The 24,888-nt window shown below is 72.6% G+C and carries 14 protein-coding genes and 1 pseudogene; 5 read left to right on the top strand and 10 right to left on the bottom strand.

The genetic code is table 11. From position 1 onward, the window contains the following. Positions 1 to 144 precede the first annotated feature (144 nt). Both ACIBVL_RS21235 and ACIBVL_RS21230 read right to left on the bottom strand, forming a co-directional pair. A complete protein-coding gene (locus tag ACIBVL_RS21235; protein ID WP_399098766.1) occupies positions 145 to 369 on the bottom strand; it encodes a hypothetical protein in 225 nt (74 codons plus the stop codon). Then, positions 356 to 613 (bottom strand): DUF6400 family protein, encoded by a 258-nt coding sequence (locus ACIBVL_RS21230; protein ID WP_399098765.1) that lies wholly within the window; start codon positions 611 to 613, stop codon positions 356 to 358. Before ACIBVL_RS21230 ends, ACIBVL_RS21235 begins: the two co-directional genes overlap by 14 nt. 181 nt (positions 614 to 794) lie before the next feature. On the opposite strand from ACIBVL_RS21230, the gene ACIBVL_RS21225 reads away from it, so the two are divergent. Then, positions 795 to 2,870, top strand: coding sequence for a SpoIIE family protein phosphatase (locus ACIBVL_RS21225; protein WP_399098764.1), 2,076 nt, complete (start codon positions 795 to 797; stop codon positions 2,868 to 2,870). A 30-nt stretch (positions 2,871 to 2,900) separates the two neighbouring features. Here ACIBVL_RS21225 and ACIBVL_RS21220 read toward each other — a convergent pair whose 3' ends face one another. Genes ACIBVL_RS21220 through ACIBVL_RS21210 form a run of 3 tightly spaced genes read right to left on the bottom strand, consistent with a single transcriptional unit; the run spans position 2,901 to position 6,065 of the window. Beyond that, on the bottom strand, positions 2,901 to 3,734 hold the full coding sequence (locus ACIBVL_RS21220; protein WP_399098763.1) for a carbohydrate ABC transporter permease: 834 nt from the start codon (positions 3,732 to 3,734) through the stop codon (positions 2,901 to 2,903). After that, a complete protein-coding gene (locus ACIBVL_RS21215; protein WP_399098762.1) occupies positions 3,731 to 4,786 on the bottom strand; it encodes a carbohydrate ABC transporter permease in 1,056 nt (351 codons plus the stop codon). Before ACIBVL_RS21215 ends, ACIBVL_RS21220 begins: the two co-directional genes overlap by 4 nt. 1 nt (position 4,787) lies before the next feature. Then, positions 4,788 to 6,065 (bottom strand): extracellular solute-binding protein, encoded by a 1,278-nt coding sequence (locus ACIBVL_RS21210; protein ID WP_399098761.1) that lies wholly within the window; start codon positions 6,063 to 6,065, stop codon positions 4,788 to 4,790. Between the two features lie 358 nt (positions 6,066 to 6,423). Here ACIBVL_RS21210 and ACIBVL_RS21205 point away from each other — a divergent pair, with 358 nt between their 5' ends. The 3 genes from ACIBVL_RS21205 to ACIBVL_RS21195 are packed head-to-tail and all read left to right on the top strand — an operon-like array spanning position 6,424 to position 9,472. Beyond that, complete coding sequence (locus ACIBVL_RS21205) at positions 6,424 to 7,176, top strand: DeoR/GlpR family DNA-binding transcription regulator (protein WP_399098760.1); 753 nt, start codon at positions 6,424 to 6,426, stop codon at positions 7,174 to 7,176. Between the two features lie 16 nt (positions 7,177 to 7,192). After that, the gene (locus ACIBVL_RS21200; RefSeq protein WP_399098759.1) at positions 7,193 to 8,554 is read left to right on the top strand and encodes a 6-phospho-beta-glucosidase; all 1,362 of its coding nucleotides are present in this window, start codon (positions 7,193 to 7,195) and stop codon (positions 8,552 to 8,554) included. Between the two features lie 45 nt (positions 8,555 to 8,599). Further along, positions 8,600 to 9,472, top strand: coding sequence for a class I SAM-dependent methyltransferase (locus tag ACIBVL_RS21195; RefSeq protein ID WP_399098758.1), 873 nt, complete (start codon positions 8,600 to 8,602; stop codon positions 9,470 to 9,472). A gap of 71 nt (positions 9,473 to 9,543) precedes the next feature. Here ACIBVL_RS21195 and ACIBVL_RS21190 read toward each other — a convergent pair. From ACIBVL_RS21190 to ACIBVL_RS21175, 4 genes and pseudogenes are all read right to left on the bottom strand, one after another. Continuing rightward, a pseudogene (locus ACIBVL_RS21190) lies at positions 9,544 to 9,900 on the bottom strand (ATP-binding cassette domain-containing protein); the annotation flags it as partial. 241 nt (positions 9,901 to 10,141) lie between these two features. Beyond that, entirely contained in the window at positions 10,142 to 15,181 is a 5,040-nt protein-coding gene (locus ACIBVL_RS21185; RefSeq protein WP_399098757.1) for a hypothetical protein, read from the bottom strand. After that, complete coding sequence (locus tag ACIBVL_RS21180; RefSeq protein ID WP_399098756.1) at positions 15,178 to 17,742, bottom strand: tetratricopeptide repeat protein; 2,565 nt, start codon at positions 17,740 to 17,742, stop codon at positions 15,178 to 15,180. Before ACIBVL_RS21180 ends, ACIBVL_RS21185 begins: the two co-directional genes overlap by 4 nt. Further along, positions 17,743 to 19,122 (bottom strand): hypothetical protein, encoded by a 1,380-nt coding sequence (locus ACIBVL_RS21175; protein WP_399098755.1) that lies wholly within the window; start codon positions 19,120 to 19,122, stop codon positions 17,743 to 17,745. It lies immediately after the preceding gene. 145 nt (positions 19,123 to 19,267) lie between these two features. On the opposite strand from ACIBVL_RS21175, the gene ACIBVL_RS21170 reads away from it, so the two are divergent. Continuing rightward, positions 19,268 to 19,906 (top strand): hypothetical protein, encoded by a 639-nt coding sequence (locus ACIBVL_RS21170; RefSeq protein ID WP_399098754.1) that lies wholly within the window; start codon positions 19,268 to 19,270, stop codon positions 19,904 to 19,906. Here ACIBVL_RS21170 and ACIBVL_RS21165 read toward each other — a convergent pair. Continuing rightward, entirely contained in the window at positions 19,891 to 24,828 is a 4,938-nt protein-coding gene (locus ACIBVL_RS21165) for an NACHT domain-containing protein (RefSeq protein ID WP_399098753.1), read from the bottom strand. The two genes, ACIBVL_RS21170 and ACIBVL_RS21165, sit on opposite strands and share 16 nt — an antisense overlap. Positions 24,829 to 24,888: the final 60 nt, after the last annotated feature.

The following is a 24,888-nucleotide window of genomic DNA, read 5'->3' as shown; positions in this document are numbered from 1 at the left end:
CCTCCGGGCGACGAACGGCAGGCAGGGATGACCGCCGTCGGCGATCCTCCGCCCCGTCCGCCCGCCGTCCCCGGCGACAGACGGCGGGGTCATCCGAAAGCGGGCGCGGATCCGCCGTCCGGGCTCACCCCGAGGGCGCCGGTGTCAGCGGGAGCGGGTGGCGCCGAAGCGGGTCTCGTGGGTCCAGATGTGCGTGCACGACGGGCACTGCAGATGGAGCAGGCTGCCGACGTTGGAGAGCAGGTAGCGCCAGTGCGTGGAACAGGTACGGCGTTCCTCGCAGGTGGCACACCCACGGTGGTCGTTGCAGTTGGGGCACGCCACCCAGGCGCGGCGGCCGAGGTCGGCCTGCGGGTCAAGCGGCAGCATGGCCCTCTCCCCTGCGCGGAAGCACACCGGCCGCGACCAGCTCGTCGTACAGGCGCTGCTGCTCGGCGCTCAGGCCGGAGTAGAGCAGGCCGTACGCCGCATCCTCGCCGTGCAGTGCCTCGACGGGGTCCCAGTCGGGGCCGAGGGCGTCCAGGACGTGGGCGCGCCGGAGCATTTCGTGCGCGCTCAGATCGAGGGACCAGTCGAGCGGTTCGCCGGGAGGAGTGGAGCCTTGGGGGGACATGCGACCGAACGTAGGTAAGCCTTCTTCGCTCCGGCAAGAGCAGGTGGGGGAAGTCACAGCAGGTCGGAGGGCCCGCTGTGCAGCGGCGGCCGATGCGCACGGCTTCGGCGGGATGCCCCCCGGGCCGCCGCGCTTCCGGAGATCCCGCGCCGGGGGCAGCATGGAGGGAGGAGGATCTGGGATGACAGCCGAACCCTTCCGGTCCGACGGGAACGCGTACGGCACCGAGGCGTCCGCGGCGCCCCCGCCCACCGGTCTGCTGGACGTCCTGAACGTGTCCGCCATGGTCCTCGACTCCGAGGGGCGCATCGTGTTCTGGACCCCGCAGGCCGAGGGGCTCTTCGGGTACACCGCCGAGGAAGCCCTCGGCAAGTACGCGGCGCGGCTGTTCATCCACTCCAAACACCTCAAGGCCGTGGTGCGGCTGTTCACGGAGGTGCTGGAGACCGGCCGGAGCTGGGCCGGTACCTTCCCCATCCGGCACAAGGACGGCAGCAGCCGGCTGATGGAGTTCCGCAACATGCGGCTGCAGGACGACCTCGGGGACGTCTACGCCCTGGGCATCGTGGCCGACCACACCCTGCTGCAGCGCGTCGAGACCGATCTGGCCCTGTGCGAGCGGCTGATCAGCCAGTCACCCATCGGCCTGGCCCTGCTCGATCCCGACCTGCGCTACCTCCTGGTCAATCCGGCGCTGGCGCGCATCGACGGAATCCCCGCCGAGGACCATGTGGGCCGTCGGCTCAGGGAGACCCTGCCCCTGCCCGACGTCGACACCATCGAGTCCCTGCTGCGCCAGGTGCTGACCACCGGCACCCCGCTGCTCGACCAGTACCACGTGGGCCGCCCGCCGGGCGACCCCGACCACGAGCACGCCTGGTCCCTGTCCTTCTACCGGCTGGAGGATCCGGGCGGGCGGGTCCTGGGCGCGGCCACCTCGCTCGTCGACGTCAGCGAACGGCACCGCGCGGCGGCGGAGGCGGACCGGGCCCGGCGCCGCCTCGCGCTCATCGCCGAGGCCTCCACCCGGGTCGGCACCACGCTGGAGGTGGACCAGACCGCCCGTGAACTGGCCGACATCGCCGTCCCCCAGCTCGCCGACGTGGTCGCCGTGGACGTCCTGGACTCCGCTCTGGCCTGCCGCCGCTCGCGCCGGCCCGACGACGGCCCGGAGCTCTTCCGCGCCCTCGCGCTCAAGGCGGCCCACCCCACCGTGGCCCTGCGCGCCGCCGACCCTCCCGGTGACGTCGCGGCCTACGACGGGGACCGCCTGGTCACCCTCTGCGTACACACCGGCCGGCCGGTCCTGGTGCGCCACGTCGGCGACCGCGACATCCCCCGCATCGCCCGGGACGCCGAGGCCGGCTCACTGCTGGCCCGGGCCGGCGTCCACTCGTACCTCGCCGTGCCGTTGATCGCCCACGGTGAGGTGCTCGGCGCCCTCGACCTCAAGCGGACCCGCAACCCGCTCCCGTTCGACGAGGACGACGTGGTCCTCGCCGGCGAGCTGGCCGGCCGGGCGGCCGTGGCCATCGACAACGCACGCTGGTTCGAAAGCGTGCGCAACACCGCCCTCACCCTGCAGCGCAGCCTGCTGCCCGACCACCCTCCCCATCACGCGGGCCTCGACCTCGCCTCCCGCTACCAGCCCGCCCAGGCCACCAGCGAGGTCGGCGGCGACTGGTACGACGTCATCCCGCTGACCGACGACAAGACCGCGCTGGTCGTCGGGGACGTCATGGGCAACGGCATCGACGCGGCCGCCACCATGGGCCGGCTGCGCACCGCCACCTGCGCCTACGCGGACCTCGACCTCGATCCCGGCGCCGTGCTCCAGCACCTGGACAAGATCACCTGCGATCTGGAGCACTACATCGTCACCTGCCTCTACGCCGTCTACGACCCCCACAGCCGACGGTGCCGGATCGCCAACGCCGGACACATGCCGCCCGCGCTGGCCGGCCCCGGTCATCCCCCGGTGCTGCTGGACCTGCCCTCCGGGGCCCCGCTCGGCGTGGGCGGCGTCCCGTTCGAGACCGTGACGACCGATCTCGTTCCCGGTGATCTCCTGGTCCTCTACACGGACGGCCTGGTCGAGACCCGGCACCATGCCATCGACGACCGCCTGGCCGTTCTCCTCAATTTCCTGGACGAACCCGCCCGCCCCCTGGAAGAGATCTGCGACCTCCTGCTGTACGGTCTGCGCCACCCCGACGACCACGACGACGTCGCGCTGCTCGTCGCCCGGGCCCTGTAGGCGGGCCCGTCTCCTCGTGCTCGTCCCCCGTCAGCGCAGGGCCCCCTTGGTGGCGTCGGCGATGAAGCCGCGGGCGAAGAAGGTGAACACCAGCACCAGCGGGATGACGGACAGGAGCACTCCGGACATCACCATGCTGTAGTCGGTGGAGTGGCCGGCGTACAGCTGGGCCAGCGCCACCTGGAGGGTGAGGCGGTCGGGGTTGACCAGCATCACCAACGGCAGGATGTAGTCGTTCCAGGCCGCGATGAAGGTGTAGATGCCGAGGAACGCCAGGGCCGGCCGGACGCACGGCAGCACCACGTGCCAGTACAGCCGGAAGAACCCGGCGCCCTCGATGCGGGCGGCGTCCAGCAGTTCGTCGGGGACGCTGGTGGTGGTGTACTGCCGCATCCAGAAGATGCCGAAGGCGTTGGCGGCGGCGGGCACGATGAGCGCCTTGAGGGTGCCCAGCCAGCCCAGCTGCACCATGATCTCGTACTGCGGGATGATCGCCAGCTGGGTCGGCAGGATGTACATCGACACCAGCAGGGCGAAGAGGAACTTCTTGCCGGGGAACTCGTACTTGGCGAAGGCGAAGGCCGCCAGCGAGTCGAAGAACAGCACCAGCGCGGTCGTGCAGAACGCGACGATCACCGTGTTGAGCAGCGACCCGAAGAAGTCCATCCTGTGGAACAGGTGCTGAAGGTTGGTCAGCAGGTTGTCGCCGAACCACAGCTTGGGCGGATAGCGGTAGATGTCCTGCGAGGTGTTCGTCGCCATGACGACGATCCAGTAGAACGGGAACACCGAGATGACCACGCCCAGCATCAGCAGCACATGGACGCTCAGACCCCTGAGGCGCTTGCGGTTCAAGCTGTTCATGTCCGTCGCTCCTTACGCTGCACCAGGCTCCAGTTGATGACGACGATGAGCAGGATCAGCAGGAAGAAGGCCCAGACGATCGCGGCGCCGTAGCCGAAGTCGTTGTTGTCGAAGGCCTGGTGGTAGAAGTACAGCAAGGTGGTCAGACCGGCCTGGCCCGGTCCGCCGGAGTTGGGGTTGGTGGCCGCCTCGCTGCCGAACAGCACCTGGGGTTCGGTGAAGCTCTGCAGGCCCGTGACGGTGGAGACGATCACGGTGAACAGGATGATGGGCCGCAGCAGCGGGATGGTGAGGGAGAAGAAGATCCGCACCGGGCCCGCCCCGTCCATCCGGGCGGCCTCGTAGAGCTCGGAGGGGATCGCCTGGAGGCCGGCCAGGTAGATGATGGCGTTGTAGCCCGTCCACTGCCAGGTCATCAGGGCAGCGATCACCAGCTTGATCGTCCACTCGTTGCTCATCCAGGGCACGGCCGACACGTGCAGCGCCCTCAGAACGGCGTTGATCAGGCCGAAGTTGTTGCTGAAGATCGCGCCGAAGAAGATCGCGATGGCCACCAGCGAGGTGATGCTGGGGATGAACAGGGCGACCCGGTAGAAGGCCGTGAACCGCTTGGTGGAGTTCACCAGCACCGCGAGCACCAGCGCCATGAAGAGCATCGGCACGGTGGACAGCACCCAGATGACGAGGGTGTTGCGCAGGGACTGCCAGAACACCGGGTCGTCCCACAGGAAGCGGAACTGCTGGAAGCCGACGAACTGCATGTCCCCGATGCCGTCCCACTTCTGGAACGCCAGGTACACGGTGTAGAGCACCGGGAAGAGCATGAAGACCGAGAAGATCAGGTAGTACGGCGAGACGGCCAGGTACTGCGGCCAGTACTTGGCGACCCGTCGGCGTGGCCCTCGCCCGGCCCCGGCCGACACCGGCCGGATCCGGCGTCCGGGCCGGCCCGGACCGCGTCGGCGGTCCGGGGCCGGCCGGCCGGTGGACCCGGCGTCGGATCCGGAGGTCGGTCCGGTGGGGGCCGGGCCGGCTACCGGGGTTGACGACATGTCACTTCACTCCCTGCCGCTGGGCGATCTGCTTGGCCTGGCTGACCGCGTCCTTCCAGGCCTCGTCGGGGTCCTTGCCCTTGGCCTCGATGCTGGTCAGCTCGCTGAAGTAGGGCGCGGAGACCGCGGCGTCGGCCGGGGCCTCGTAGGCGGTGGGGATCTTCTCCGCCGCCGGACCGAAGATCTCGATGGTCTTCTGGCCGCCGAAGAAGGCGTCGCCGCCGGTCAGGGCCGGCAGCTTGTACGCGGCCGGGGCGGTCGGGAACAGGGCCGCGTCGGTGAAGCCGCGGGCCTGGTTGTCCGGGCTGAGGATCCAGCTGATGATCTTGAAGGCCTCTTCGGGGTTGCCGCTGGTCGCGGGGATGGCCAGGAAGGACCCACCGAGGTTGGACGGCCCGCCGGGCAGGCTCGCCACCCGCCACTTGCCCTTGGTGCCCGGGGCGGCGTTGCTGATGTCCAGCGCGTGCCAGGCGGCGCCGATCTCGGTGCCCAGGGTGCCGCCGCTGATGGCCGCGTTCCAGGTGTTGTCGTTGATCTTGGCGTCGATGCCGAGGGTGTAGGGCTTCACGGCGGTGGTCCAGGCGGTACGGATGTGGTCCTGGTCGCCGATGAACTTGTTGTCCTCGTCGATGAACCGCTGGGTGCCCTGGCCGATGATCATCGAGAACACCGAGCCGATGTTGTTGATCAGATAGGTCTTGGGCAGGGCCTTGTGCAGCTCGACGCCCGCCTTGAAGTAGTCCTCCCAGGTCGAGAGCTGGGCGGAGACCTTGGCCGGGTCGGTGGGCAGCCCCGCCTTCTCGAAGAGGTCCTCGCGGTAGAACGTGGCGCAGGGGCCGATGTCGATCGGGAAGCCGATGAGCTTGCCGTCCTGGGTGGTGGCCTGCTTCAGCTTCCACGACAGGTACTCCGGGGCCAGCTTGTCCGCGCCCACGGTGTTCAAGTCGACGAAGCGGTTGGCGTTGGGCAGGAAGGAGGCGATGTCCTCGCCCTTGATGCCGGTGATGTCCGGGGCGGACTGGGCGGCCCGCAGGCCGGTGAGCAGCTTGGTCTTGAAGTCGCCGCCGACCACGGAGGTCTTGAGGGTGATGTCGGAGAAGTGCTTCTTGGCGTCCGCCACGACCTTGTCGCTCAGTCCGCCGGACCAGTACCAGAGGGTCAGGTTCTTGCTGTCCTTGCTGCCGCTCGATCCGGAGCCGCCGCCGCACGCAGCGGTGGCGCCGGCCGCGGCGGCCGTCAGTACGGCGGCCTGAAGGAATCGTCTGCGGGAAAGGTCCACGATCTTCTCCTAGATTTCGGCGGGGTCGGGCGTGTCCGGCATGTCCGGCAGGACCTGTGCGTGGTGGGCCGCGGCGGGGGCGCGGCGGGACCGGGTGGCTGAAGAGCATCGGCGTGGGTGGTAACCCTTCAGCCACCCGGGGCTTGTGACCTGGTCCTCTCAGACGGTGCCGACGCGTCCGTGACGGCGGAACTTGCCGTTCATCCGCTTCGGCCGACCGGAGTGGGGTCCGGACCTGGCTCCGAATTACGCAAGAGAGTGCACCCGGTGCGCGGGTTTGACAAGGGTCAAGCAGGTATCGAGACATTCATGCGCGACTTTGCTTGAGTTTGGCGAGATCGCGAGTATGGTCAGCGGCATGCTCCCTGACCGAAGACATCAGCTGATCCTGCGCGCCCTGCGCGCGGACGGGCCCACCACCGTGGTCGCCCTGGCCGAGCAGGTCGGGGCGAGCCAGGCCACGATCCGGCGCGACCTCGTGCAACTCGAGGAAGAGGGACTGCTCAAGCGGGTCTACGGCGGTGCCGCCCCCGTCGTGGGCGAGGACGACCCGTTCGCCGATGTGGCGGCCGTCCGCGTCGAGGCGAAGGACTCCCTGGCCGCCTGGTGCGCAAACCTCGTCAGGGACGGCGAGACCGTGCTGCTCGACATCGGCACCACCGCTCACCGGGTCGCCCGCCATCTCCACGGCCGTTCCCTGACCGTGATCACCAGCAATCTGGCCGTCTACGAGGAACTCCAGGACGACAAGGACGTCCAGCTGATCCTGCTGGGCGGCGTGGTGCGGCGCGACTACCGTTCGCTGGTCGGCTTCCTCACCGAGGACAACCTGCGCCAGGTCCACGCCGACCGGCTGTTCCTCGGCACCAGCGGGGTCCGCCCCGACGGACAGGTGCTGGACACCACCGCCGTCGAGGTCCCCGTAAAAAGGGCGATGATCGCCGCGAGCGCCCAGGTGGTCCTGCTGGCGGACGCGGGCAAGTTCCCGGGCACCGGAATGGCCCGGGTGTGCGGCCCCGAGGACCTCGACGTCGTGGTGACCAACGCACCGGGCGACGAGAAGACCTGCAACCGGCTGCGTGAGGCGGGAGTCGAGGTGGTCGAGGTATGAGCGAGGTGGTCGAAGGATGAGACTGACGATCCTGGGCGGCGGGGGCTTCCGCGTCCCGCTGGTCTACCGGGCGCTGCTCGGCGACCGCGGCGAGGGACGCGTCACCGAGGTGACCCTGTACGACCTGGACGCCTCCCGGCTGGCGACCATTCGCAAGGTCCTCGCCGACCAGGCGGCCGGGTATCCCGACCCGCCGAAGGTCACCGCCACCACCGATCTGGACGAGGCGGTCACCGGAGCGGACTTCGTGTTCTCCGCGATCCGCGTCGGCGGGCTCGCCGGCCGGGCGGCGGACGAACGCATCGCCCTCGAGGAAGGCGTACTGGGCCAGGAGACCGTCGGCGCGGGCGGCATCTCCTTCGGACTGCGCACCATCCCGGTGGCGGTCGCGATCGCCCGCCGCATCGCCGCCCTGGCGCCCGACGCCTGGGTCATCAACTTCACCAATCCCGCCGGCATGGTGACCGAGGCGATGACCGCGCACCTCGGTGACCGGGTGATCGGGATCTGCGACTCCCCGGTGGGCCTGGGCCGCCGGGTGGCCGGGGCGCTCGGCGTCGACCCGGCGCACGTCCGCCTGGACTACGTCGGCCTCAACCACCTGGGCTGGCTGCGCGGCCTGTACGCCGAGGGCCGTGACCTGCTGCCGTCCCTGCTCGCCGACGAGACCACGCTGACCTCGTTCGAAGAGGGCAAGCTCTTCGGTGCCGACCTGCTGCGCACCCTCGGGGCGCTGCCCAACGAGTACCTGCACTACTACTACTTCGGCCGCGAGTCGGTGCGCTCGGCGGGGGCCGCCGAGCAGACCCGGGGCGCCTTCCTCCATTCCCAGCAGCAGCGCTTCTACGACTCCCTGAGCGCCGTCGGCGGCTCCGCGCCGGCGCCCCGCGCCGCCTGGGACGCCTGGGACGCCACCCGACTGGAGCGCGAGGTCACCTACATGGCCGAGAACCGCGACGCCGTCGGCATGGGGGACCGCGACTCCTGCGATCTGGAGTCCGGCGGCTACGAGCAGGTGGCCCTCGCCCTCATGCGGGCCATCGCCCTGGACGAGCGCGCCACGCTCATCCTCAATGTCCGGGGCCGCGGCCGGATCCCCGTCCTCGACGACGCCGCCGTCGTCGAGGTCCCCTGCCACGTGGACGCCAACGGCGCCCATCCCATCGCCGGAGCCCCGCTGCCCGACCACGGCACGGGCCTGGTGTGCTCGGTCAAGGCCGTCGAACGCGCGGTGATCCGGGCCGCCACGACCGGCGAACGCGCCCAAGCGGTCAGAGCCCTGACCATCCACCCGCTGATCGACTCGTACGCCGTCGCCAAGCGCCTGCTCGACGCGTACCAGCGGCACTTCCCCGAACTCGCCTATCTGGGCGGCTGACGTCCGAAGCCCCCGGGCGACAGGACCGTGTGCCATTCTCGGCGCATGTCCGACACCATGCCGAGCGCCGAGGACGGCCTCTCGCTGAACCGTGCCCTGTGGGACCTGCGGGCCCGCGTCCACGGTACGACCCCCGCCGACCGCTTCTACGACGTCGAGTCGTTCCTCGCCGGCCGACAGACGCTCTATTCGCTCGAACGCGAACTCGCGGGCGACGTGGCCGGCAAGGACCTCCTCCACCTGCAGTGCCACTTCGGCATGGACACGCTGAACTGGGCGCGTCTGGGCGCCCGGGTCACCGGAGTCGACTTCTCACCGGCGGCCGTCGAGCGGGCCCGGCTGCTGGCCGCACGGGCCGGTCTCGCGGCCACCTTCGTCGAGGCCGACACCCAGCGGCTGCCCGCGCACCTCGAGGGCGGCTTCGACCTGGTCGTCGCCACGTACGGGGTCCTGTGCTGGATCGCCGACGTCAAGGCGTGGATGCGCGGTGCGGCGATGGCCCTGAGGCCGGGCGGGAGCCTGCTGCTCGTGGACATTCATCCGGCGTTCCAGTCGGTCGCCGCCCTCGATCCGCTGGTGGTCGACTGGCCCTACGGCGGGGGCGAGCCGCAGCGCGAGACGGTCACCGGCACCTACGCCGATCGCGACCTGACGACGCCGGCCCAGGAGACCGTCCAGTACCCGTACTCGCTCGGCGAGATCGTCACCGCGGCCGCGGACGCCGGCCTCACGACCAAGCACCTGGGCGAACACGTCGCCGCCGAATTCGACCCCCGCGGCATCCTCCACCAGGGCGAGGACGGCCGCTACCGGCTCCCCTTCGGCGACTCCCACCTGCCGATCCTGTACTCGCTGCTCGCGCGGGCGCCCGGGCCCGGGGCCGGTCACCCGGGGTGGACGACCGGCGTGGAGTCCTGACCGAGGGCGAGGTGCGTCACGGCCGTGGCGCGATCCGGTGGCGCGGCCCGGTCACCGTCTCGGTCCCCGCGACGCACTGTGAAGCGTTTGTAGTAGCCGAACTCCTGTGGCAGGTAGCCGATCCGACGGCGCAGCGCACGGTGCTCGCCCCTGCTGCCCACGGACTCGCCGAGCAGTTCCAGGGTGCCCTAGGTGGGGCGCAGCACGGTGGCCAGAGCCCGGATGAGGGTGGTCCTGCCCGCCCCGTTGGGTCCGAGGAGTCCGTGGACGCCGGTGCCCAGCGACAGGTCGAGGCCGTCGACGGCCATCCGTTTCCTGCCGACCCCGACCTTCAGCCCGGTGGCCTGGATCTCCCAGGCGTAGGCCGTCGGTGCGATGTCGGCCGCGCTCACCGCGGACGTCATGGAGTGTTCCTTTCCGATGGTCATCGATGGGCTCCCAGCACGGAGCGGTACAACTCCTCGAACGCGGCACGGTCGCCTTTCGCCACCAGCCGGACGAGACGCTCCTCGTCCAACTCGCTCAGCGTTGCCCTCACTGATCTCACACCGGCTAGACGCCAGGGCCGGGCCGCGGGTTTTCCCCGATGTGATCCCCGCCACATGTGCACGGGGCCGTGGGTTCCACTGGACGAGGGCCGGTGCCGGCCCGACGGCGTTTCACAGGTGGTCAGCGGTGCTCGAGCGCGTCCAGCCGGGGGAAGATGTCGGGCCACGGCGTCCCGAAGTCGCCCCGGCCGGCCCATGAGGCCGTACGGCGCAGGGGTTCCAGCAGGACGGGCGGGGTGCGCGGGTGGCGCATGAGGGCGTACAGCTCGGGCGAGATGTCGCCGAGTGTCTGAGCGGCCACCTCGACCAGGTGACGGCCCATCCACACGTCCCTCTCGGCGTAGTCGAGGATGACTTCCCGCAGGGCGGTTCGCTCGGTCCGGCTGAGGATGCGCAGATAGGGGCGCCAGGTGTTGGCGGCGGGGTTGCGCCACTTCTGCTGCGGCCGGGGGTCGGCCCGGTTCATGGTCAGGACGGCCGTGTCCAGCAGGTCCCGCGCCTCGGTGAGGTGACCTGCCTTGGCCAGCCGCACGGCCAGGGCGGGCAGATGCCGCAGCCGGCGTCGCCAGCAGTGCGGCAGGGCCTCCTTGTCGTCGGGCGGCAGACACAGTTCCAGCGGGGCGAAGGCGAGGCCCCTGGCGCGTTCGAGTGAGGTGCCCAGCCCGGCCGGGGACAGGTCGGCGAAGTGGGCGTTGAGGGCCACCAGGAACAGGTACGCCTCATGGCCCGCGAGAACGATCTGCCGGGCGTGGTGGTCGCCCGGGTCGTACGCGCCCAGCTGCTCCTGGCCCAGCGCCATGATCTCCTCGAGGACCGGCGTGAGGACGGGCAGCGGATCCTCCGCTCGCCACAGGTCACCCACCCGAGGCAGGTTCGCCGTCGTGAAGTCCATGATCTGCCGCCGGTACGCGGCCTGCCGGGTGAAGCGCAGTTGATCGGCGGTGTCCCGCGCGGTCGGCGGCTCGAGCCTGCCCCAGGAGACGAGCTGGAGGCGCAGCCGCATGCCGGCCAGCCAGTCGGGGCCCGGATTCCGCTGCAGACGCAGCGCGATGGCGTGCAGTTCGTCCAGGTACGCGGGGTCGTCCAGCCGGCTTCGGAGCAGGTCCCGGTCCATCTCCGCCAGCCGTCTGAGCCCTTCGGACCGTCCGGAGACCTCGGCGTCCGCGCGCAGCCAGGCCAGCAGGTGGCCGGATCCGTCGGCGGCCCTGCGGGCGACGGCCTCCCGCAGCCGGGTCGTGACACGGCGGGAGGTGTCGGCGTCGGTGAGGGTGAGCTCCAGGGCGAGGCGGGCGTGCGGATGTCCGCCTCCGGCGGCGGCCGCGGTCACGGGCGGGGACCAGGACGGGGCCAGCCAGTGCGCCAGTTCACCGGGGCGGGGCGGGACGGCCGGGTCGAGACCGGGGTGGACGCAGTCGGCGACCGTGGCGGCGGGCAGCGGCACCTTGTCGGTGTCGAGCGCTTTGGCGATCATGCCGGTCACCCCGGTCTTCAGATCGGTGCCGGGGACGGCACGCAGTCCCGTGCGGCACCATGAGCGGGCCGCGCGCTTGCCGGGGACGTCGCCGGGGGCGGCCAACAGCGGTGCGAGCAGGTACTTGGCGCCGTCGGCGGCGGACGCGGGCGTGCCGGCGGCCGCGGCGACGGTGTCGAGGACCTGGTGGACGGTCTCCTCGTCGGCGGTGCGCAGCAGTTCGGCGAGGCCGCGCAACAGGGCCCGGTCGGAGACGGTGGTGGTGCCGCGCACGAGGGCGCCGGCACAACGGGTCAGGACGTCCTGCGGAATCCCGCCGTCGCCGTGGGCGGTCGCCCATGCGACGGCGGCGGCGACGGCGAGTTCGTCGAAGCTGCTGTCCCACGGCTTCTGCTGCGGCAGCAGGGCCAGGTCCTCGGGGCGTCCGGCGGCGCTGCCCGCATAGGTGGCGGGCTGCTCGGCGGCGAGCCTCGCCAGGGCGTACAGGGCCCGTTCGTAGGCCGTGCGGTCGCGGAACCGGGCGGCCGCCCGGATGAGACGGTCGCAGCCCCGCGCGACCGCGTCACGGTCGGCCGCGTCCAGGGCGAGCAGCAGTTGCATCAGGGCTCCACCGGGCGGCAGGCACTTGAGGGACGCGGCGTCGGGGAACCGCAGCAGCCCGATGTCCGCGACGAACGCGGCCGCGGCCGACGGCTGTTGGCGCGCGAGGTGGATGAGGGCGGTCAGCACCCTGCGGCGGATCTCCTCCCCGCCGTTGTCCCACAGGGTCCGCAGCATCGTCGGCCAGGCGTACGCCGCCGGGTGGCTGGTGCCGTTGAGGACCGTCAGATAGGCCACCGTCTCCACGGGGTCGGCGGCGCGGAGGGCCCGTGCCCCCTGTACGACGGCCTCCTCGGGAGGTTGGCGCAGACCGGCGTGGATCCGCAGGGCGGTCAGCCGGGCCACCGCCTCCTCGGTGTCGAGCAGCCCGCCGAGCGCCGGGTACCAGTCGTACGCGCCGTCACGGTCCGCGGTGTGGAAGGCGTGCCGGACGGCCTCGGCGAGGAGCAGGTCCTCGGGGCGCCGGGCGACCCTCTCGGCGGCCAGGGCCAGGGCCTCGGGTCCGGCGGCGCTCAGGGCCCGTCCGGCGGCGTACTCGGCGAACGCCTGGTGGTGGAAGGCGATGCTGTCGCCGTGGAGCCGGCGCAGCACGCCGCGCCGCAGGAGGACGGCCAGGAGGGTGTCGCACTCCTGGGGCCTGCACCGGAGGCGGACGGACAGGGCTCTGCGGGCGTCGGGGCGCGGCAGTTCGGGTTTGCCCGCGCGGAGCATGGCCAGTCCGAGGACGCGGGTGGCGTCGGAGAGATCCCGGCCCGCCTCGGGTCCGTCGGGCCCGGTGACCGCGATCGCGTGCCGGGTGTCGGTGACGATCCGGTTCTCCCAGTAGTCGTCGAACAGCCCGGTGGCGTCCAGGTCGGGGTCGCCCGGGCCGGTCGGCGCGTACAGGTCGAAGATCATGCGCAGGGAGAGCGGATGCCGGACCAGTTCGCCCAGGGGCAGGCCGCGGGCGACCGCGGAGGCCAGGATGTGACGCATCCGTCCGGCGCGGGCCGGATCGAGCTCGGCGACGGGGTGCTCGCCGCCGCTCTGGCGGGGGCCGGGTGCGTCTGCGGGACGGCAGAAGACCCGCAGATGGGTGTCGACGGCCCGGTCCAGTTCCGAGCCGGGCACCCAGGAGTCGCCCACGCCCCGATCGCCTTCCTGGCGGCCGTCCCCGTAACTGCCCAGGTGCCGCTTGTGCAGCAGTTCGGCGATCCGGTGCCTGCCACCGTCGTCGTACCGTTCCTCCAGCATGCGGGCCTCCGCCGACCGGCAGGCCAGGGCGACCGCCACGCCGGTGGCGCGGACCTCCCTGACGACGGTGACGAGCAGGTCGGGGTCGCGGGGGTTGTGCAGGAGCAGGTCGGCGGTGTCCAGCAGCAGGGCCGGCGGACGGCGGGAGTCGGGCCGGCCCCCCTGCTCCCGGTAGGCCTCCAGTCCGTCCAGCAGTTCGGGCACGCTCAGGTCGGGGGGCTGGTCGGGGCCGCCGAGCAGGGCCGCCGCCGAGAGCGTCACGACGGCACGGCCCTCGGCCAGCAGGGCTTGGCGCAGTCCCCACAGCACACAGCTCTTCCCGCTGCCGGGGTCGCCCAGTACGGCGACGGCCCGCCGGTCGTCCCCCGCCCACTGGGTGTGCAGATGGGTGACCAGTCCCTGCTGCTCGTCGCGGACCACGTACAGGTCGGACAGACGTACGGCCGCGGTTTCCGGGGACTCCAGGCTGGGCAGTACCGCCTCCAGGGCGCGCACGGTACGCCGGTCGACGGCGAGCAGGGCGTCGAGTGCTCGGCGCGGCGCGGTCCGCGTGTCCCGTCCACCGGCTGCGGTGTCCATCCGTGCCCGGGAGTCCTGTCCGGGCGGCGAGACCGGTGTACCTGAGTCGGGCACCGGCAGGCGGTGCTGCCGCAGGAGTTCGCCGCCGGCGTGGGCCGCCAGCCGGAAGAACCACCACCGCCCGGCGGGCAGCAGGTTGTCGTAGGTGGTGAAGCGCAGGGCGGTGGCCTGGAGGCTCAGCAGGAACTGGTCGGTCCAGCCGTCCCGCCAGCCCTCCGGGACGATCTCCGCGCAGGTCCGCCGGACCGCCTCCACCAGGCGCGCCGACTCCGGCACGATCCGCGCCAGGTGGTTGTCCGCCTTGGGATCCATCAGGTTCGCGTCCACCAGATGGCGGAGCAGGGCGCGTTCCTGTTCGGCGGGCAGTCGCTCGCGCACCCGGGGAACCAGGGCGGAGAGCAGCAGTGTGGCCACGTCGCGGGAGAGCGGGGCGTCCTCGGCGTAGGTCGCCAGGTCGATGAGCCGGAACTCCTCGAGCCGGGCCCGTCCGTCCCGGTGCGGCACCATGATGTTCTGCAGGTGCAGGTCGCCGTGCGCCCGTCCGGGCAGGACGCTCACCTCCGGGTCGGGGATCCCCGGGACGCCGAGGGCCATGGCCAGGGGGTTGGGCAGGACCAGGCCGTCGGCCTCGATCCAGCAGGTGGTGGTGTCCAGTCCGGTGACCCGTGCGCCGTACGCCCGTGCCGAACCCGCGTCGGAGAGCAGTGCGTCGAGCTCTTGCCGGAGTACGGCTGACGCGGTCCTGCGGTGGGCGCGGATGTTCTCGAGTCCGGGGTTCCAGCCGGTCAGCAGCCACTGGATGATGTGGGCGCAGGCGTCCGCGAGGTCCGGCACCGCCAGCGCCGCCAGCGTGTCGACGTCGCGCAGGCTGCCGGCGGCGGGGGCCTGGAACGTCAGCATCCGTCCGTCGCCCATCCGCCAGGGCCGGAACATCTGCCGGGCGATCCGGTCGCCGCCGGTCCGTTCGGCGCGGGCGTGGGCCTGGGACTCGCCCCGCTGGTCGGCGGCGCACACCTTGACCACGACGTCGCCCACGCCCGGGGTGACGGTGACGGCGGTCAGCAGTGCCCCGGTGGCGCTCTCGCCGGAGGGACGCCAGCGGGGCGCGGTCGGCAGGACCGTCCCGCCGTGTTCACCGTGAAGGGCCCAGTCGACCAGGGCCCGTCCGGCCGCTTCGTCGTCGAGCAGGTCCATGAGCTCCGCCGCCTGGTCGTCGAGGGGCTCCGCACCTTCGTTCCCGGGAGGGTGCGGACCGTTTCCGCGGGCCGTGGTCGTCATGCGGTCACCTCCACGGGGTCCGGGGCGGGTGGGTCGAGGAAGGTGCCGATGGGGAGCAGGGCGCCCCACTCCCGGACGGGGCAGTTCCACATGTCCGGATGGGCGAAGGCCGCCACGACGGCGCGGTGGACGGCGTCGGCCACGGGAACGTCCGCGCCGGCCGATGCGTCGAGCACCTGCCGTACGAACGCCTCTGCCATCGCGGTGTCGTTGAACTCCCCGACGGTGGCGAGCAGTTCGACGGTGCCACGGGCCAGGGCGAGGGTGGCGACGCTGATCGGATCGGTCATGGCCGACCCCGGGATCCCGGCTCCCCAGCAGGTGATCAGGTAGAGCCTGCGCGGGGGGACGCCCCGCAGGAGGTCCTCGGGAAGCAGCCGGTTGTCCCCGTCCAGTTCGAGGTGGTGACCGACACCGGGCACCAAGCGTCCGTGGCAGACCACGATCACGGTGTGGCGGCCCGCCCCCAGGCTCTCCCTGAGCGTGCCCGCGTCCCGGACCGACTCCGGCTCCCGCCCGGCGCCCGGGGCGGGACCGGGTGCGTGGTGGGTGATGTCCGGGCTGCGCCAGAAGAGGGCGGGCGTGGGCGCGGGTCCCGCCGGGCCGCGGCGGCGCAGCGCCCGCTGCAGGAAGAGCGAGGGGCACACGGCGAAGCTGGCCGCCTGTCCGAGGACCAGTCCGTCCCGCAAGGGTACGGCGCCCCAGGGCACGAGCCACAGTTCGCCGACGGGCAGGAGGAGGAGCCGGTGGTCCCCCGGCCCGGCCAGACGGTCACGCAGCTCTTCGGGAAGGAGTCGGGCGAGGGGCGCGAGGTGACGGGGGAGCAGGGCACTGCGTTCGTCGCTGTCCTCCTGCAGCACCGTCAGCAGGCCCCGGCACTCCCCGGAAAGCGCGGCGCTGCCCAGCACCGTGTGCCCGTCGGCGGTGAGCCAGAGCCAGTGCGCCACCTCGGGGGCGGCGGGATCCACGACGAGTTGGAGCGTGTGGGAGCCCGGCGGCAGGCTGCGGATCAGATCCGCGCCGTCCTCGTCGGGCGGCAGGTACACACCGGCCAGGACGTCCTCGATCGCCGCCTCGGCGGAGTCCAGCGGGCCGTCAGGGGTCCCCAGATCGCTCATCCTGCGCAGGAGCCGCTCACGCAGGGCCCTGCCGGCCTCGCCCCGCCGGGCGGCGGCCCAGCGGCGGTCGGCGTGCGCCATGGCCTGACGTGTGGACTCCGCCTGCGCGGGCGCGGCGGCGTCCGGCGGGGACTCGGCGAGCCCGGCCAGCCGGCGGCCGGCCAGTGCCTCCGCCACGACGGCGAAGGCGGCCCTGTCGCCCGCCGCGACCGCGGCCCGCAGGGCGGCCGAGTACACCTGGGCGAATCGGGCCCGGTACTCCCGCTGAGCGGCCGCCTCGCGGTGCGTCGCCCGGTACTCCTCGATGGCGAAGACGGCGGCGGTCCGGTCGGCGAGCGCACGGCCGGCCTCGCCCAGCGCCTCCCGGGCCTCCGCCAGCCGGCCCAACGCCGTGCACACGCCGAGCAGGTCGTCCAGGTCGCGGTAGGCCGTGAAGGCCCGCTCGAAACCCTCGGCCGCGCCTCCCCAGTCCTTCCGTGCCCGGGCGACCCTGGCCAGGTCCTGCAGGGCATGCGCCCGGGACCGCTTCAGCCCGTGTTCGGTGGCGATGGTCAGCGCTGCCCGGTACTGGATCTCGGCGTTGTCGGGATCCCCCAGACGCAGCAGGAGATCGCCCAGATCACCGAGGACGTTCGTGACACCGACCGGGTCGTCGCCCTCGTCGAACAGCTGTGCCGCCCGTACCAGCCAGGTGATCGCCTCGTCGAAGCGGTCCAGGCGGTGCAGGACGGCGCCGAGCCGCTGCGCCGCGTGGGCCTGACCGGTCACGCCGTGGACGGACTCGAACAGACGGTGGGCCTTCCGGTACGGCTCCGGGGCGGACTCGGGTCTCCCCCGGCGCTCCTCGCACTCGCCGAGCCCCAGCAGCGCGTTGCCGGCGTAGGTGGGGTCGTTCAGTTCCTCGGCCAGGGTGAGGGCCCGCTCGAACTGCTCGACGGCCTTGCCGGCGCTGTGGTGGATCCTGGCCAGGTGTCCGAGTCCGACGCGGGCGCGCAGTTCACCGAAGCGGTACCGGGGCGCCGTGGCCGCCCGCACCGCCCGTTCGTACGCCTCGACGGCCTGTTCCGGTTCCTCGCGGTGGGCGTGGGCGTCGCCCACGCCGATCCAGGCGTTCACCCGGGTGACGGTGGACGGGGAGCCGGTGAGGTCTCCGAAGAGGGCGAGCGCACGGGCGTAGTCCCCTTCGCGGAGCGCGGTGTCGCCCTCGGTCTCCACCGTCAGGGAGCGGTTCCACTCCTCTTGGTCCACCGGCTCCAGGACGGCGCCGCCGGCCGTCGCGTCCAGCAGGTGCCGGTACCGGCAGCGCAGGGCGATCGGACCCGGGGGTGGCAGTTCGGCGAGGTGGCGGGCGGCGTCGGCGGAGCCGGAGTTCCAGGCGTCGTGGAGGAGCCCGGCCAGGCGGTGGCGCGTGATGTCGCCGTCGTAGGAGTCGGAGCGGGCCACTCAGCGGCTCCCTTCCCCGTCGGGGCGCCTCAGGAGGGGTACTTCGCCGAGGAGGCGCCCGCCGAGCGCGACGGGGCGTACCGGTTTCGGGTCGTCGGGTGGCGCGGCCGTGGCGCCGGAAGGTGGCTGTGGCGGGAACGGGTTCACGAGGGTCCTCGGCCGCTCGTCGCCGCAGTCCGCCCCGGCGAGCTCGTACCAGCGCCCGGCGGCCCGGCAGGCCAGGCGCAGGAGCCACCACCGCAGTGCCGGGGAGAGGCTGGTGAAGGTGGTGAAGCGCAGGGCCGCGGCCTGGAGCGCCAGCGCGTACTGGCGCAGCCAGGTGTCGCCGAAGCCCTTGGGCTGCACGAGGTCCCAGGTGGCGCTGTGCATCCCCGCGATCAGCCGGGCGACCAGGGGATCCTGCCGTGGGTGGAGGGAGGCCTCCGGACGGAGCAGGTCCGTCAGCAGGAAGTCCCGGTGCAGGTCGGAGAGATCGGGCCAGAGCAGGGCCAGGGCGGACAGCAGCAGCTGGACCTGGTCACGGACGCGGGGTCCGGTGGAGCGATAGGTCGACAGGTCGATGAGCCGGAAGGTCTCGGGGCGCACGCCCCGCCCGTCCCGCACCACCAGGACGTTGCCCAGGTGCAGGTCCCCGTGGACGAAGCCGGTCAGGACGTCGAGGGTCCGGCCGCTCAGGGAGGGGTGCCGGAAGGCGGCGGGCAGCGGGTTGGGCAGCGGTTCGGGGTCCTGCGAGGTGACGATCCGGCGGGTGCCGGGGTCGGAGAGCCCGGCGAGCGCCGTCCAGTGGTCCACCGAGCCGGTCCCGCTGAGCGGTTCGCGTAACTCCCCGTCCAGGAAGGCCGCGACGCGGGTTTTCGTGTGGCGCACGGGTCCGTTCCAGTCGGCCGCCACCGCGCGGGCCACCGCGAGGCAGGTGTCGACCAGGTCGTCGGCCTGCAGGGAGGGGTCGAGGTCGGCCAGAGGCCGGCAGAGCGCGGTTCCCCCGGCGAGATGCTGGAAGTAGACCGACCGGCCCGCGGGCGTGGGGACGGCATCGACGTCGACCAGCCCCACCAGGTGGCTGCGGGCGAACTCCGCGGCGGCGGGCCTGCCTTGGTCGGCCGCGTCGGTCAAAGCCCGCCGGTGGGCCTCTTGTTCACGCCGGTTGTCCGGCGGGACGACCTTGGCCACCACGTTCAGGTCGTCCCCGCCGTCCGGCGGACGCAGGAGGAGGGAGGCGACGAAGGCGTCGGTGAAACCGCGGGACGTCCACGGATCGGCCGGCAGGAACGCCCCCCAGCCCTCCGAGCGCTCCCACCGGGCCAGGCCCCGGGCGGCGTCCGCTCCCAGAAAGCCGGCCAGGCGCCGGTCGGCCGCGCCGTCGGCCCGCCCTCCGTCCACGCCACCTCCGCACGAACCGGTGCCCAGGTCCCTCAGTGTGGCAGATCGGTACCGGCGGGACATCACGGTCGCGACGGGAGCGCGGGGCCGCGCTAGGCTGCCGCTCGCCCGGTCGTGATCTGCCGGTGGGGAAGGGAGTCGGGGCATGGGCGAGGAGTCAGGGACGTCCCGGGAAACGGCCGGCCGCATCGAGCTGTACTCCGAGGACGCCGTCATGGGTGCCGCCGACCGCCGTTGGCGGCTGGAGACGGCGATCGCGTTCGGCCGCGCCACGGTCATGGACGCCGACCGGGAGACACTGGCCCGTCTTCCCCACCAGGTCGACCGGGACCGGTGGGCCTACTCGTTCGTCACCTTCCCCTGCGACCTGGACCGGCTGGGCGGGGGCAGCCGCTACACCAGCCTGCGGGTTGCCGCCGCCTTCCGGCACCCCGACGTTCTCGCCGTGTATCTGGCGCCGTCCCACGACAACTCCGACGCCACGAGCACGGACACCGTGTTCACCCAGGGGCTGGGTCGCAACCGGGTTCTCTGGGACTTCACCCCTGCCGACGGCGAGGAGGAACTCGTGCCGCACGGCCGTGTGCTCCACGTCCTGGTGCGGCGGCCGCCCGGGATCCGGGAGGTGGAGGTGGCGCTGGAGGCGGAGGTGTCGATCGTCCGCCAGCTGCTGATCCTCGACCGCCGCAGGGCACTGACCCGGGAACCGGGCCACTACATGCTGTCCTTCACCGAGGGCACGTTCGAACCCTTCGACCCGGGCCTCACCTACCGCACCTCGTGACCGGCCGGATCCGGCCGGTCCGGCAGCCAGCGCCTGCGGCTGCCCTCGGTACGGAGGAGGCTGCCGATGCGTACGGTCTCCCGGACCATGTCGGGCCATGCGCTGGTGTCGGCGATCGAGAGCGGGTACGCCGCCGGATCGTCGGTGCGTTTGCGGATGCCGGCCCGGATCAGCAGGCGCAGGAGTTCCTGGGGGCCTTCCCAGGAACCCTCGACGAGCGCCTTCCACTGGTCGGTCGTGGCCCGTTCGACGAGCCGGGAGACCGGGCGGTACCAGCGGCGGGTCAGGGACATCACCTGGCCCGTGGGCAGGACGCGCAGGGTGGCGGCGGCCGCGTTGACCACCTCGACGGCGACCTGCGGCGCGGTGTCGGTGAGGCGTTCGACGAACCGCCCGAGCACGGTCACGTCGTCAACCTGCCGGACCTCCGCGAGGTGGCGCAGCGCGCTCGCGCGGGCCCGGGCGACGCGCGCCGGGGTGTCCAGTGCGTGGTGCCGGCACACCAGACCCATCAGGCACCGGCGGGCCACCGCCTGGACGTCGTCGTGCCGCTGCCTGCCCGGCCCGGCACGGCCCGCCGGGTCCGCGCTCCGGGTGAAGGCACCCAGTGCGGCCTCCAGTCGGTGCCATTCCGGTGTTCCGAGCGAGCCGTTGGGGCTGTGGTCGATGACGGTTTCGACCAGCAGCAGCGCGGCGGTGAGGTCACGCGGATGACCCAACACGGCGAGGAGTTCGCCGAGCCGGGCGGCGGTCGGGGGCCCAAGGACGTCGCGGGCGACGAGTTTGCCGCGCAGGTGGAAGGACTTCTGGGCGACCGTCGAACCGTAGTCGCGGGTCCAGGTCAGGTCGCACAGCCGCTCCAGCGTGCCGGCGTGGCGGCGCAGCGCGGCGGTGAGCCGCCGGTCGACGTCCGCTCCGGTTCGCCCGAGGGCCTCGTTCAGCCAGCCGGGGTCCAGCCGGGGGTCGATGACTCCCCCCGCGAACAACTCGTCGAGCAGTTCGGGGTGTTCGGGCACCAGCCGTTGCAGGGAGCGCGAGATGTCCGCGTCCGCGTCCGTCACGCCCTGCCCGCGGCGGAGGCCCTTGACGTCGCCCGCACTCGCCCGGTCGGCCCGCCACAGCCGCAGGGCTCGGCGTGCGTCGGGGTGCCCGGACGCCGCGGCGGCGACCAGCAGGTCGACGGCCTGTGGGCGGCGGCCGAGCCGCTCGGCGGCATCGTCGCCGGCCGCGGCGCCCAGCCAGATCCGGCGCAGTCTCTCCTCCGCTCCCGGCTCGTCACCGCTGGGGCCCGAACCGGGGGCGTCCTGCGGCCAGGCCGCGGCGACGAGCTCGGCCGTGGTGGCCGTGTCGAGACCGCGGCTCCAGGTGTGCACCGCGAGCCGGTGGGCGCAGTCGTGGGGGGCGGGGCGGTCGAGGGCCCGCAGATGCCGGGCCAGCCAGTCGCGGACCGCGACCGTGGCGGCGGGCTCCGCCCCGGCGGGACGGCTCGGCCCCGTGTCACCGCCGATCGTGTCCGCGGCTGCCCGGGCGGCGGTGAGGAGGGGTACCAGCAGACCGTCGCTGAGCAAGGGCATGGACGCGGGACGGGCCACGTCCGCCACCACGTCGAGCAGATGCCGGACCTCTTCGGAGGACGCCTGGAGCGCCAGCTCCCCCACGGCGCGCACCTGCGGGTACGACATCGGCTCTTCGGGGCGCCGGGCGGCAGCGGTGAGAACGGCCGCCGGTGAGGGCGGCTGAGGGTGGGTCAGCCAGTTGCTCGCCATCAACGTCCCGAGGGCCGCCTGGAGTTCGATGCCGTTCTTGTTGGCCGGGCGGGTACGGCTCCAACGGTGGCGGACGACGGGCCGTACGGCGGAGTAGGGCCGCTCCGGCCAGTCCAGCCGGCGGGACGCCAGCCGCAGACAGCGGGCCATCGGTTTCAGGTCGCGGCGCGGGTCCGTCATGAGCGCGCGCAGCCGCGGCCACACCCAGTCGGGCCGCTTCGGCGCGAGCGCCTCCAGCACCGTCAGGAAGTTGTGGATCTCCGACGGGTGGAGGGTCAGCAGCCAGGCCCACAGGCACTCCCGGGGAGCGCAGTGCTCGCCGCGGCAGGCACCGGTGCCCCGCGCAGGGGAGGAGCAGGTCTGGTCGATGACGGAGATCACGCTGTCGGGCATGCTCTCCGCGAGCCAGCTCAGGGCGCCGAGCAGCGGCTTCTTCAGTTCGTCGTGTCCGCCGCGCCAGATGCGCAGCAGCTCTTCGACGATCCGGGCCGGGTCATGGCGGCAGCTCGTGGGCAGTGCCTCCAGATAGATCCTGCCCAGGACGGGAGACAGTTCCTCGATCGCCGGCCTGAACTGCTCTCTCAGTTCGTGGTCGGGGCGGGGCAACCGGGCGTAGACGCGCATCACCATGGCCCGCAGCCCGTGCAGTTCGGGCCGGCCGTCCCAGGTCTCGGCGAGCAGCCGGGTGAGCAGCGCGGTGCATGCCTGGGCGGGCCGGCCGCTCGCGCGGCCCGCCTGGACGAGGGCCTGTTCCGCCACCGCGAGCCGGAACTGGTCGTCGGGGTGGCGCTTCAGCCAGTCGAGCAGCTGACCGAGGTGGGACGAGCCCTCGGGCGTGGCGGCACGGGCGAGCCTGCGGCCGGCCGCGTACTCGAACAGGGTCTGGTGGAAGTAGGCGTAGCGCTCCGCGGCACCGGACCCGAGCCGCTCGACCACGCCGCGCGCCACGAGCCCCTCGAGGCCGTCCGCCGGCCGGGACGCACCGTGCAGACCGGCGCCCACCTCCGTCGCCGAGAGGTCGAGCCGGCCTTCTTCGAGCATCACCCGGGCCACGGCCTCGCCGGCCTCGGACAGGTCGGACGGACGCGCCGCGCCGGGCAGCGGGCCCTCTCCGGCGCGCTGGTCGCGGCCCACGCGGTGGGCCCAGTACAGGTCGTACAGCCGCGTGGCGTCGATCTCCTCGACCAGGGGCGGCTGGGGCGCGAAGGTCTCGAACAGCATGCGCAGGGTGAGGGGAGCCCGGCACACCTCGCGCATCGGCAGGCCTCGCACCGCCGCGTTCGCGACCGTGCGGCAGACCTCGGGCACGGAGACCTCGGGCTGTCCGGCGTAGAAGTACCGGGCGTGCGAGCGGATCGCAGCTTCCTGTTCCCGCGGGCTGTACGGGCCGAGCTGCTTCCATTCGAGCTCGAAGTCCCGTACGTACGGCCGCAGGACGCGCGCCTCCCCTTCGCGGCAGGTCATCAGGACCCGTACGGAGTACTCGGCGGCGGTGCTGAGGAGTTCCTGCACCAGGATCAGGCCGGAGGTGTCGGAGACCAGCAGGTCGGCGGTGTCGAAGAGGAGGACCGCCGGGCCGGGCAGGAGGCGGCAGGCGGCGCGTACCGTCTCCAGGGTGAGCCCGGCGCCGGACGTGGTGTTCCAGAGGTCGCCGGCCCGCAGGAAGTACGGCCGCGGACCCTCGGGGTGGGCGGCTAGCCGGCGGTGGAGCCGCCACAGCAGCGTGGTCTTGCCGGTACCGGGCGGGCCGGTCACACATGCCGACCCGCCCTTGTCCAGCAGGCCGAGGAGCGACCATTCCACATCCCTGGGCACGGCGAGCGCGGCCAGGTCCAGCGGCTGCGCGTCGGCACCGGAGCCGCCCTGGTGTCCCGCGGCCGCGACGGCCGTACGGCTGTAGGCCTCGAGCCGGCGGAGTTCGGCGGGCTGCCCGGTGGCGTCGGGGACGGGTGCGGCGTGGCTCGTTCGGCCGCGGCCACCGGGAGCGGGTGCGGTGACGGCGCGTCCGGCCGGGCAGGGACCGGTTCGGTGCGGGGCGAGGAGGGCGTCCGCGGCGTGCGCGGCCAGCCGGAAGAACCACCATCGTCCGTCGTCTCCCACGTCGTCGTACGTGGTGAACCGCAGCCCCGTGGCGATCAGGGAGAGCAGGTAGTGGTGGGTCCAGATGTCGTACCAGCCTGCCCCGGCGGCGTCCCGGCACACCTCGCGCACCGCTGTCACCAGGCGGCTCGTCGCGGGCGCGATGTGATCCAGCAGTTCGTCCCGCTCGTTCACCAGATACCGCAGCAGGGCGTCGCCGTCCCCGGCCGAGCGGGCCGTGATCTGCGGGGCCAGCGCGGACAGGAGCAGCATGACCACGTCCCGCGCGAGCGGGGCGGTCTCCGAGTACGTGGCGGGGTCGATGAGCTGGAAGTCCTGGTGGCGGGGCCGGCCGCCCCGGTGCGGCACCATGATGTTGTTCAGGTGGAGGTCGCCGTGTGCCCGCCCGCGTATGACGGGCAGGGCCGGGTCGGGCAGTCCCGTGCCGCCGGTGGCCAGTGCCAGCGGGTTCGGCAGATCCGCTCCGTCGATGTCGATCCAGGCGGTGTTCGGCGCCAGGCCTTCGACGCGTGAGCCGTAGGCGAGGGCCGAGCCGCCCCCGGAGACGAGTGCGCCGAGTTCGCCGCGCAGGAGCTCGGTGGCGGAATCCATCTCGGGCCGCACGCCACCCAGGCCGTCGTTCCACTCCGTCAGGAGCCACCGTGTCACATACGCGCAGAGCTGCGGGAGTTCGTCCGCCTTCAGGCCGGCCGCCGTCCTCACCTCGTTCAGGCTGTTGCCCGCCGGGGACTGGAAGGTCAGGATCCGTCCGTCGTCCACCGGCCAGGTGTCGAGGAGCGGAGCGATCCGGCCGCCCGCCGTCCGCTCGGCCTGGGCGTGGGCCCGTCCCTCGTCCTGACCGTGGAAGGCGGACACCTTGACCACCACGGCGCCCCAGTCGGGGGTGACCAGGACCGCGGTCAGCAGGGCGCCACTGGCACTCGTCCCGGAGGGCCGCCACGGCGGGACGTGCGGCTGGACGGTGCCGCCGTGTCGTCCGCGTTCGGCCCACTGCCGCAGCGCCCGGGAAGCCGCTTCGTCGTCGAACAGCCGCCCGATGCCGTCCTCGTTGTCCACCGCGCCTTCCCCCTGGCCCAGGCTGTTGCTGACGGCACATCAGTCTGTCAGACGGGCGTC

This window comes from Streptomyces sp. NPDC049687, assembly GCF_044465285.1.
Lineage (GTDB): Bacteria > Actinomycetota > Actinomycetes > Streptomycetales > Streptomycetaceae > Streptomyces.
Note: the sequence above shows the minus strand (reverse complement) of the source record. Positions and strands in the feature narration are given on the sequence as shown.

Coding starts and splice junctions, on each gene's coding strand:
- ACIBVL_RS21235 (WP_399098766.1), bottom strand. CDS start 369: ATGCTGCCGCTTGACCCGCAGGCCGACCTCGGCCGCCGCGCCTGGGTG.
- ACIBVL_RS21230 (WP_399098765.1), bottom strand. CDS start 613: ATGTCCCCCCAAGGCTCCACTCCTCCCGGCGAACCGCTCGACTGGTCC.
- ACIBVL_RS21225 (WP_399098764.1), top strand. CDS start 795: ATGACAGCCGAACCCTTCCGGTCCGACGGGAACGCGTACGGCACCGAG.
- ACIBVL_RS21220 (WP_399098763.1), bottom strand. CDS start 3,734: ATGAACAGCTTGAACCGCAAGCGCCTCAGGGGTCTGAGCGTCCATGTG.
- ACIBVL_RS21215 (WP_399098762.1), bottom strand. CDS start 4,786: ATGTCGTCAACCCCGGTAGCCGGCCCGGCCCCCACCGGACCGACCTCC.
- ACIBVL_RS21205 (WP_399098760.1), top strand. CDS start 6,424: ATGCTCCCTGACCGAAGACATCAGCTGATCCTGCGCGCCCTGCGCGCG.
- ACIBVL_RS21200 (WP_399098759.1), top strand. CDS start 7,193: ATGAGACTGACGATCCTGGGCGGCGGGGGCTTCCGCGTCCCGCTGGTC.
- ACIBVL_RS21195 (WP_399098758.1), top strand. CDS start 8,600: ATGTCCGACACCATGCCGAGCGCCGAGGACGGCCTCTCGCTGAACCGT.
- ACIBVL_RS21185 (WP_399098757.1), bottom strand. CDS start 15,181: ATGACGACCACGGCCCGCGGAAACGGTCCGCACCCTCCCGGGAACGAA.
- ACIBVL_RS21170 (WP_399098754.1), top strand. CDS start 19,268: ATGGGCGAGGAGTCAGGGACGTCCCGGGAAACGGCCGGCCGCATCGAG.